At 51.5% G+C, this 699-nt stretch carries 1 rRNA gene; it reads left to right on the plus strand.

The window, feature by feature from the left end:
• Nucleotides 1-653, plus strand: a 16S ribosomal RNA gene (locus ACJ8HA_RS23680); the annotation flags it as partial.
• Nucleotides 654-699 lie beyond the last annotated feature (46 nt).

The raw sequence follows: 699 nt of genomic DNA on the forward strand, positions 1-699 counted from the left end.
GTACGGCCGCAAGGTTAAAACTCAAATGAATTGACGGGGGCCCGCACAAGCGGTGGAGCATGTGGTTTAATTCGATGCAACGCGAAGAACCTTACCTACTCTTGACATCCAGAGAACTTTCCAGAGATGGATTGGTGCCTTCGGGAACTCTGAGACAGGTGCTGCATGGCTGTCGTCAGCTCGTGTTGTGAAATGTTGGGTTAAGTCCCGCAACGAGCGCAACCCTTATCCTTTGTTGCCAGCGGTTCGGCCGGGAACTCAAAGGAGACTGCCAGTGATAAACTGGAGGAAGGTGGGGATGACGTCAAGTCATCATGGCCCTTACGAGTAGGGCTACACACGTGCTACAATGGCATATACAAAGAGAAGCGACCTCGCGAGAGCAAGCGGACCTCATAAAGTATGTCGTAGTCCGGATTGGAGTCTGCAACTCGACTCCATGAAGTCGGAATCGCTAGTAATCGTAGATCAGAATGCTACGGTGAATACGTTCCCGGGCCTTGTACACACCGCCCGTCACACCATGGGAGTGGGTTGCAAAAGAAGTAGGTAGCTTAACCTTCGGGAGGGCGCTTACCACTTTGTGATTCATGACTGGGGTGAAGTCGTAACAAGGTAACCGTAGGGGAACCTGCGGTTGGATCACCTCCTTACCTAAAGATATTGATTCGAGTGGCGTGCTCACACAGATTGTCTGAT

Origin of the sequence: Serratia sp. CY33802 (assembly GCF_052169095.1) — a bacterium.
Taxonomy (GTDB): domain Bacteria; phylum Pseudomonadota; class Gammaproteobacteria; order Enterobacterales; family Enterobacteriaceae; genus Serratia; species Serratia bockelmannii.